Source organism: Candidatus Erwinia dacicola, from assembly GCF_001756855.1.
GTDB classification, from domain to species: domain Bacteria; phylum Pseudomonadota; class Gammaproteobacteria; order Enterobacterales; family Enterobacteriaceae; genus Erwinia; species Erwinia dacicola.
In genome coordinates, this window is the sequence record NZ_MAYS01000218.1 from 1 (window position 1) to 2,776 (window position 2,776).

At 47.4% G+C, this 2,776-nt stretch carries 3 protein-coding genes; 2 read left to right on the plus strand and 1 reads right to left on the minus strand.

All coding sequences use genetic code 11. The annotated features are described in order from the left end of the window. Positions 1 to 216 (minus strand): helix-turn-helix domain-containing protein (locus BBW68_RS16110; protein ID WP_148127578.1); only part of this gene is annotated, 216 nt, incomplete at its 3' end. Between the two features lie 34 nt (positions 217 to 250). On the opposite strand from BBW68_RS16110, the gene BBW68_RS06835 reads away from it, so the two are divergent. Then, positions 251 to 910, plus strand: a complete 660-nt coding sequence (locus BBW68_RS06835; protein WP_276325379.1) for an IS4 family transposase — start codon at positions 251 to 253, stop codon at positions 908 to 910. Between the two features lie 403 nt (positions 911 to 1,313). Next, positions 1,314 to 2,390 (plus strand): LD-carboxypeptidase, encoded by a 1,077-nt coding sequence (locus BBW68_RS06840; protein WP_070134552.1) that lies wholly within the window; start codon positions 1,314 to 1,316, stop codon positions 2,388 to 2,390. Positions 2,391 to 2,776 lie beyond the last annotated feature (386 nt).

Sequence of the window (2,776 nt, forward strand, 5' to 3'; positions counted from 1 at the left end):
AGCGGCCACGCGCTCAAGGATATAGGGCTTGAACGGGTCAAGCTTGCAGGGTCTGGGTGCGCGAGGCTTGTGGCGGATATCCGCTACGGGCAGCGGGCTACGGATATATCTGCGAACGGTCTTACGGGAGCATGAAAGCTGGCGCGCGATGGCGCGTATCGACATGCCCTGACGGTGTAAAACACTCATCTCCACTCTGGTCTCCAATGTCATCATTGGCAGTGCCTTAAAACTGCCATTTTTACCCTGGGTGGGTCAGATTTACATCGGCAGGTGGGCCAGTTTTACATCGGTAGCGACAGAAAAGGTTTTAGATTCAGGCAAAAAAGCATCCACAACGGCGATTTATTTAGGCAGGGGTCTGCTGGGACGAAGTAAAGAAGCACAGCATGAAGGCCATTTTTATCTTTACAGGAGCAGACCTAAAGGCCGTCAGTTCAAGCGTTCAAAGGAAAGAGCGGTCAGAGCAACAGTGACGGCTAAAGCCCGTACAGCAGGGAAATCACCCTGGTTTATTTTCACAAACAGCACGGATTTCTTGCCCAGACAGGTGATGAAGTTATACAGCTGCAGAATGCAAATCGAGCAAAATTTCAGAGATGAGAAAAATCCTCGCTGGGGATTTGGGCTAAGGTTCGGAGCCAGCCATTCAGCGGAAAGAGTTGCAGTGTTGAGCCTGATCGCGACTTTAGCCAGTATCATCATGTGGTTAAGCGGCTTCTGCTTTGAAAACAAAGGAATACACTCTAAATATCAGGCAAATACGGTGAAGCACAGGCGAGTTGTTTCATTGTTAAAGCTGGCAGAGAATGTATTTCGACATTCCCCGCTCATATTGAAAACCCTGTCGCTGGACTCGGGACTGAAGAAATTACAGCAAAGGTATAACGATATGATTTTGGTTTACTAAATTTTCTGGGGATCCCTCAGGTGAAAGCCCTGCCGCTGAGGGGGTCAGGTTGTGGTATTCCCTGACTCACCGAGAGGTACCCGGCACTGCTCAGTTTTCTTATGGAAGCTGATGGGTGAGAACAGACGGATGCCCCCTTCGCGGAGGAACCAAGTCAGATACAAACATACTATCATCTAGGCAATGAGTAGCAACGGCAGGTCAGATTCTGACCTTTCTGACCTATCGGGATGCACCCGACACATCCGGGAAAGTTGCAGTTTTTCAGTGCCTAAAAGGCCTATACATTTGCTCTCAGGCCTTTTTTATTCACCATCAATGAGGCAGAAAGTGACAGATTCTGTTGTATGGCAACCATCAGAAAGCACTGACGGTACTCAGCATATTATTTAGGAGGATAAAAATGATGCAGGTAAACAACAGTAAGACCATGAGAGTCACCGGGCCTCTCCTTTTGCTTTTTCTTTCTGGATGTACGCCCCCATCCCTCCCAGTTAAAGAAGACACTGTTTACACCGAAACGCCTGTACAAAAAGACTGTTCCGGTCAGAAGGGGAAAATATATCTGATTGCAAGCTCGTCGCAGTATGACGAAAAGTTCATTCCTGAGATTGATAAAGCGTTCTCCCGCCTGTGCTACTCCATTGACCGCCGTTATCTTGACCAGAATCCTACTCGGCTTGGTTATGTCAACACCGATGAGAAACGTGCTAAAACGCTCACTGATGCTCTCAGTGACCCGGATATGCGCTATCTCTGGTTTGTCAGGGGCGGCTCAGGGGCTGTAAACCTTTACCCTGCTCTTCATTCAAACCGGAAACGTATTTCCTCATCCACACCGAAAATCATTATCGGTTTCAGCGACGTGACAGCCATTCATAACTTTGTTAACCATGAACTGAACTGGCCAAGCGTGCACGGTGTCGTCGCCGCTTACAACAAGGACACGAATGAGATTGACAAAAACAAAACGCTTAATCTGAACAGTAGCCTGAATGAGGTATTTGTTACGCTATCTCATGGGGTGAACTACTCTGGCGTCGAACCGCTGAACCCTCAGGCTATTAAAACGGTTACCGGTAAGCTGGATGGAGGAAATCTGACGCTGGTCCAGTCGCTGTTCTCCACTAAATATGAGGGTGCTTACATGGACAAAATAATGATACTTGAAGATACAGGAGTGACGGCAAAGCAGCTTGACCGGACCCTTCACCAGATTGAGTACAACAGAAGATTTCACCCACGAGCCGTTGTGTTTGGTCAGTTTTACTCTCAGAATCCAGACGATGGTGAAAAAAGTCTTTACAGAGAAGTGGTACAGCATTTTGCAGATCGTGTTAACTACCCCGTTTATTACTATCCAGAATTTGGACACGGAGAAACTAACCGGCCCTTCCTTTTGAATCACCGAGCCAGCATTTTATGCAGTAGCGCACTGCGGTTGTGCACTCTGAAGCAGTTACCTTTAGAAACAGAATAACAATATCAAGCGTCTGCCAACGGTTAGCTGGCAGAAGGACAAACCCAGTATGGCCCCTTTCTATCGGTTTCTGGTAGATTAGAAAATAGGTCAACGTATGCTTGTACTATCGCCACTCCACCTTAAATGAACCTGTCAATACGGTCTGTATGTAACGCTTACCTAACTCTTTGTAGATAAAAATTAAATCGCTGCGCTATAAATCGTGCGGTGGCTGATTTATTCCGCTTTTACAATTGGTTGCATGGTGGTTGCGCGCAAAATCCTCTCTCGCCTCGGTTCTTCACTACTATGTTCACCTAGTCACGCCCTGTTATCGTGCCGCTTATGACGGTTTCTATTGCTGTGTTCAACACGCTGGTGCGCTATTAGGCGACAATTACCCC

What these genes read in the sequence shown, in the direction of transcription:
- BBW68_RS06840 (WP_070134552.1), top strand. Translation starts at nt 1,314, where the DNA reads ATGATGCAGGTAAACAACAGTAAGACCATGAGAGTCACCGGGCCTCTC.